Source organism: Pseudomonadota bacterium (genome assembly GCA_039196715.1).
In the GTDB taxonomy this organism is placed as follows: Bacteria; Pseudomonadota; Gammaproteobacteria; order CALCKW01; family CALCKW01; genus CALCKW01.
Window position 1 is genome coordinate 1 of the sequence record JBCCUP010000139.1, and the last position, 5,435, is coordinate 5,435.

The 5,435-nt window shown below is 69.1% G+C and carries 5 protein-coding genes; all 5 read left to right on the plus strand.

The features are described from left to right. The coding region (locus AAGA11_22580; GenBank protein MEM9605662.1) for a xanthine dehydrogenase molybdopterin binding subunit at positions 1-299 on the plus strand (299 nt) is incomplete at its 5' end. Further along, positions 296-1,267 carry a xanthine dehydrogenase accessory protein XdhC gene (gene xdhC, locus AAGA11_22585; protein ID MEM9605663.1) on the plus strand — a complete coding sequence of 324 codons (972 nt, stop codon included), beginning with the start codon at positions 296-298 and terminating at the stop codon, positions 1,265-1,267. The genes AAGA11_22580 and xdhC, both read left to right, overlap by 4 nt. A 114-nt stretch (positions 1,268-1,381) precedes the next feature. Then, positions 1,382-2,929 (plus strand): ABC transporter ATP-binding protein, encoded by a 1,548-nt coding sequence (locus tag AAGA11_22590; protein ID MEM9605664.1) that lies wholly within the window; start codon positions 1,382-1,384, stop codon positions 2,927-2,929. Beyond that, on the plus strand, positions 2,926-4,002 hold the full coding sequence (locus AAGA11_22595) for an ABC transporter permease (GenBank protein MEM9605665.1): 1,077 nt from the start codon (positions 2,926-2,928) through the stop codon (positions 4,000-4,002). Before AAGA11_22590 ends, AAGA11_22595 begins: the two co-directional genes overlap by 4 nt. A gap of 66 nt (positions 4,003-4,068) precedes the next feature. Continuing rightward, complete coding sequence (locus tag AAGA11_22600) at positions 4,069-4,989, plus strand: ABC transporter permease (protein ID MEM9605666.1); 921 nt, start codon at positions 4,069-4,071, stop codon at positions 4,987-4,989. Positions 4,990-5,435: the final 446 nt, after the last annotated feature.

The following is a 5,435-nucleotide window of genomic DNA, read 5'->3' on the forward strand; positions in this document are numbered from 1 at the left end:
CCGGTCTCGGCCCAGACGGCCTCCTGCAGGGCTTGCAGCACGCTGATTGCCAGCATCAGCGGGGGCTCGCCGACCGCCCCGCGGTCTTCAACGCCGCCTTGTGGGCTGCGGGCGAAAACCGAGAACCGACCGTGCACCGGTCGAAGGCGGTCGGCGAGCCCCCGCTGATGCTGGCAATCAGCGTGCTGCAAGCCCTGCAGGAGGCCGTCTGGGCCGAGACCGGGCGGCCGGGCGCGCTACTCGACGCACCGGCCACTCCCGAACGCATCCTGCTGGCGCTGGACGCCCCGGCGCCGTGAGCAACCGCGCCGCATGGCAACTCGCCCGCGCGGCACGCCGCGCCGGCGACGCGGTGGTGCTGGTCACCGTCGCAGCCGTCGAAGGCTCTGCACCCCGTGAAGTCGGGGCGTGCATGGCAGTCACACACGGCAACTTCGCCGGCAGCGTCGGCGGCGGCCGACTGGAGTGGCAGGCCATCGATACCGCCCGTGCAGTCGACGCAGACGCCGGGTGGACACTCGATCGCATCGTGCTCGGTGCCGACCGGGGACAGTGTTGCGGTGGCCGCGTAACCTTGCTGTTCGAGCGTCTCGATGATGACGACCGGGCCTGGCTTGAGAATGTCGCGCTCGACCGCAGCCTCGGCACGCTGACGCACACGGGCGACGCGCACGGTCGGCGTGTCCACTGGACACCTGATTCGAGCGCGTCCGCGTGCAAGAGCAACGACACCGGAGTGCAGCTCGTGCACCCGGTCGAAGCCGGCAGCGCCGACCTGCTGCTGTTCGGCGCCGGCCACGTCGGGCAGGCGGTCGCGCGGCAGTGTGCCCACCTGCCCTTTCGCCTGCACCACGTCGACACGCGCGACGCCTATGCCGACTCCGGTGTCGAGCTGATCACCCACCCCGAGTCGGTGTTGCGCGACCTGCCCCCGGGCACGCTCGTGCTGGTCATGACGCACGACCACGCGCTCGACTACCGCGTCTGCCAGGCGGCACTCACCACACCCGAGGTGGCCTGGGTGGGCTTGATCGGCTCGCACAGCAAACGCCGCAGGCTCGAGCGCGAACTCCGACGTACAGTCGGCGAGGCGGCGGCGGCCACCGCGCTCGAGCGACTCGCGTGCCCGATCGGCCCGGCAACCGCAAGCCGCGCCCCGGCCGAAGTGGCGGCGCTGATCGTCGCCGACACCCTGGTCGCGCGTGACCGGTTCGGCACCGCCGTGCCGCAACCAGCAGCACCGCCGGCGCACGCCCACGGCGGCTGAAAGACCAGCCGAACGCCAATCCGCGTCAAGCCGACGTCGCGGGCTGCCTGCTGCTGCGCACCGCCGTCCTGTGGGACAATGCCGCCCGTGCACGAACCGGCAGCCCCCGAGCCCATGACGACGCCTCTGCTCGACCTCCGCCAGATACGCAAGGCCTTCCCGGGTACGCTGGCCAACGACAACGTCGACCTCAGTATTGCGCCGGGCGAGATCCACGCCCTGCTCGGCGAGAACGGCGCGGGCAAGAGCACGCTGGTGAAGATGATCTACGGCGTGCTCGGCCGTGACAGCGGCGACATGCACTGGCGCGGTGACCCGGTCGAGATCACGAGCCCCCGCGCCGCGCGCGCGCTCGGCATCGGCATGGTGTTTCAGCACTTTTCGCTGTTCGACGCGTTGACCGCGGGCGAGAACATCGCCCTGTCGCTCGACGACGCCGACCAGCACAGCGACCTCAACGCCGCGGCGAAGTCGCTCTCGGAGCGCTACGGTCTGCCGCTCGACCCCGACGCCGTGGTCGGCGACCTCTCGGTTGGCGAGCGGCAGCGCATCGAGATCATCCGCTGCCTGCTGCAGGAGCCGGACTTGTTGATCCTCGACGAGCCGACTTCGGTGCTGACCCCGCAGGAGGCCGACAAGCTCTTCGTCACGCTCGAGCAACTCCGCAGTGACGGCAAATCGATCCTCTACATCAGCCACCGGCTCGAAGAAGTGCAACGCCTGTGCGACCGCGCCACCGTGCTGCGCCACGGCAAGGTCGTCGCCGACTGCGACCCGCGCGCCGAGACCGCCGCGTCACTCGCGACCCTGATGGTCGGCAACAGCGTGGCGGCCGTCGAGCGCGGCGACGCCGACAGCCCCGGTGAAACGCTGCTGGCGCTGAACGCGCTGAGCCGAGCGCCCGAGACCCCGTTCGCGGTGCCGCTGCGCGGCATCGACCTGCGCGTGCGCGCTGGCGAGATCGTCGGCATCGCGGGCGTCGCCGGCAACGGGCAATCGGAATTGTTCGAGGCGTTGTCAGGCGAAGCCCTGCAGGACGCGAGCGGCGACATCGACATCCTCGGCTCCTCAGCCGGGCGGCTCGACATCGGCGCGCGACGTGCGCTCGGTGCGGCCTTCGTGCCCGAGGAGCGCCTCGGCCACGGTGCCGTGCCCGACGACGCGCTGAGCCACAACCTGCTGCTCTCGCGCCACGCGTCTGATCGCGCGGCCTTTCTCGGCCCGCTCGGCTGGCTGAAAAGCGGCGCGTTGAAAGCCGCGAGCGCGCGCGTGATCAAGGCCCTGGACGTGCGCTGCGGCAGTCCGGACCCGCGCGCCAACGAACTCTCGGGCGGCAACCTCCAGAAGTTCATCATCGGCCGCGAGCTCGACCGCGCCCCGCGCGTGTTGGTGGTCAACCAACCGACCTGGGGCGTCGACGCCGGTGCCGCCTCGCACATCCGCCGCGCGCTGCTCGCGCTCGCCGCGACCGGCTCGGCGGTGCTGGTGATCTGCCAGGACCTCGACGAGCTGTTCGAGGTCTGCCACGCGATCGCCGTGATCCACGACGGCCATCTAAGCGAGCCGATGCCGATCGGCGAGGCCACGCTTGAGCGCATCGGGCTGCTGATGGGCGGTCACGGCCAGCGACACGGCCACAGCGCCGGTGAGCACGCCGCATGAACCTGACCCTCGTCAAACGCCAGCAGCCGTCGGCCTGGTTCGCCGCCGTCTCGCCGCTGATTGCCCTCTGCCTGACCGTTGCGGTCGGGGCGCTGCTCTTCGCCGCCCAGGGCCAGGCGCCCGGGCTGGCGCTCTACACCTACTTCATCGAGCCGCTGACCGAGACCTGGTCGATCCACGAGCTGCTGATCAAGGCAGCGCCACTGATCCTGATCGCCGTCGGCCTCGCGCTGTGTTTTCAGTCACGCAACTGGAACATCGGCGCCGAGGGCCAGTTCATCATGGGCGCGATCCTCGGCTCGGCGCTGCCGGTCTTGGCGCCCGAATTCACGCCGTGGTTTCTGCTGCCGTTGATGATTCTCATGGGTGCGCTGGGCGGCGCAGCCTACGGGGCGATCCCGGCGCTGCTGAAAACGCGGTTCAACACCAACGAGATCCTGACGAGCCTGATGCTGGTCTACGTCGCCCAGCTCTTTCTCGACTGGCTGGTGCGCGGCCCCTGGCGCAACCCAGAGGGCTACAACTTCCCCGAGAGCCGGATTTTCTCCGACGCCGCAACGCTGCCGATGGTCTGGCCGGATTCGGGGCGGGCGCATTGGGGGATCGTCTTCGCCGTGGTCGCGGCGATCGTGCTCTGGGTGGTGCAGCGCAAAACGCTGACCGGCTACCGCTTCCGCGTGGTCGGGCTGAGCCCGCGCGCAGGCCGCTTTTCGGGGTTTTCCGAGCAGCGCACGGTGTTCCTCGCGTTCTGCCTCTCGGGTGCACTCGCCGGCATTGCGGGCCTCGCCGAAGTCTCGGGCGCCGGGCAACAGTTGCGCCCGGTGATTTCACCGGGCTACGGCTTCACCGCGATCATCGTCGCTTTCCTCGGCCGGCTGAACCCGCTCGGCATTGTCGCGGCGGGGCTCGTGCTCGCGCTGACCTACCTCGGCGGCGAGGCCGCGCAGATGTCGCTCGGCCTGTCCGACAAGGTGGTGCGCGTGTTTCAGGGCATGCTGCTCTTCTTCGTGCTCGCCACCGACACCCTGATTCACTACCAGGTGCGCTTTGGCCGGCGCTCGCCCACCGCATGAGCGCGCCAAAGGCCAACTGCACCGACCGCGGCCACACGAACGCCGCCCCCGTCTTCGGAGCCCCCCGTGGAGATCGCTGAAAACATCCTGATCACGATTGTCACCGCCTCGACGCCGCTGTTGCTCGCCGCGCTCGGCGAACTCGTCGTGGAACGCTCGGGCGTCCTGAACCTCGGCGTCGAGGGCATGATGGTCATGGGCGCCGCCACCGGCTTCGCCGTCACCGCGACCACCGGCTCACCCTGGCTCGGCGTCTGCGCCGCCGCCGTGGTCGGCGCGCTGTTCTCGACGCTGTTCGGCTTCCTGACATTGACCATCGCCACCAACCAGGTGGCGTCGGGCCTCGCGCTGACCCTGCTCGGACTCGGCCTGTCGGGCATGATCGGCGAGCCTTTCGTCGGCGTCGCCGGCCAGAAACTCGCCACCTGGGAGATTCCCCTGCTGAACGAGCTGCCGCTCGTCGGCCGCGTACTGTTCAGCCAGGACCCGATCTTCTACCTCTCGATCGCGCTGACCGTGGGGGTCGCGTGGTTTCTGTTCCGCACCCGCGCCGGGTTGACCCTCCGCGCCGTCGGCGACAACCACGACTCGGCCCACGCGCTCGGCATCGGCGTGGTGCGCATCCGCTACCTCGCGGTGATGTTCGGCGGTGCCTGCGCCGGCCTCGGCGGCGCGCACCTCTCGCTGGTCTACACGCCGCAGTGGGTCGAGAACATGACTGCGGGCCGCGGTTGGATCGCCCTCGCGTTGGTGGTGTTCGCCACCTGGCGCCCCGCCCGGGTCCTGGCCGGCGCCTACCTCTTCGGCGCCGTTACCATCGGCCAACTCCACGCCCAGGCCTTCGGCATCCAACTGCCGTCGCAACTGCTGAGCGCCATGCCCTACCTCGCGACCATCGTCGTGCTGGTGCTGATCTCGCGCAACAAGCGCCTCACCCTCCTCAACACCCCCGCCTCACTCGGCCAACCCTTCGTGCCGAACCGCTAGGCGCCAGCCCCACACAGCTGTGCACCCACCCATCGCGGCGTCTCGCTGGCGCGAGGACGACGCTCCCACGGAACGACGTCAAAGCAGTGAGAGCTGCGCCGTCGTCAGTGCAACTACCCGACTAGTTTTCGCATTCCCTGTGGGAGCCGAGTCGTCGCGCAGCGACACACGGCGAAGAGCAGAACACCAAGCCCATACGCCGTGCGCGCATCCATCGCGGCGTCTCGCTGGCGCGAGGACGACAATGGGATGGACTTCTCCCCACCCTTTCGACTGACGGTGTCTGGGCACCACAATGGTGTTTACACGTAACCCATTGAAACGAAACGATGAGGAGGAAGTCCGTTATGCACATTACCCACGTTGGGGTCGATATTGCAAAGTCCGTCTTTCAAGTTCACGCTGCAGACAAACGCGGCAAGGCGCTCTGGCGCGCCAAGCTCACA

What these genes read in the sequence shown, in the direction of transcription:
- AAGA11_22590 (MEM9605664.1), top strand. Translation starts at nt 1,382, where the DNA reads ATGACGACGCCTCTGCTCGACCTCCGCCAGATACGCAAGGCCTTCCCG.
- AAGA11_22595 (MEM9605665.1), top strand. Translation starts at nt 2,926, where the DNA reads ATGAACCTGACCCTCGTCAAACGCCAGCAGCCGTCGGCCTGGTTCGCC.